Below are 235 nucleotides of genomic sequence, written 5' to 3' on the forward strand. Positions count from 1 at the left end.
GCCCCCCTGGTGCACCTGGTCCACAAGGTTTCCAAGGCCCCCCTGGTGAACCTGGCGAGCCTGGCGGTTCAGGTCCAATGGGTCCCCGAGGTCCCCCTGGCCCTCCTGGCAAGAATGGAGATGATGGGGAAGCTGGCAAGCCCGGCCGTCCTGGTGAGCGTGGACCTCCTGGACCTCAGGGTGCTCGTGGATTGCCTGGAACAGCCGGCCCCCCTGGAATGCAGGGACACCCAGG

The 235-nt window shown here is 67.2% G+C and carries 1 protein-coding gene; it reads left to right on the forward strand.

What is annotated here, in order from left to right:
* The coding region (locus tag E0702_RS18125; RefSeq protein WP_240721825.1) for a hypothetical protein at positions 1–235 on the forward strand (235 nt) is incomplete at both ends.

The sequence above is a fragment of the Halomonas marinisediminis genome, from assembly GCF_004347715.1.
GTDB classification, from domain to species: Bacteria; Pseudomonadota; Gammaproteobacteria; order Pseudomonadales; family Halomonadaceae; genus Halomonas; species Halomonas icarae.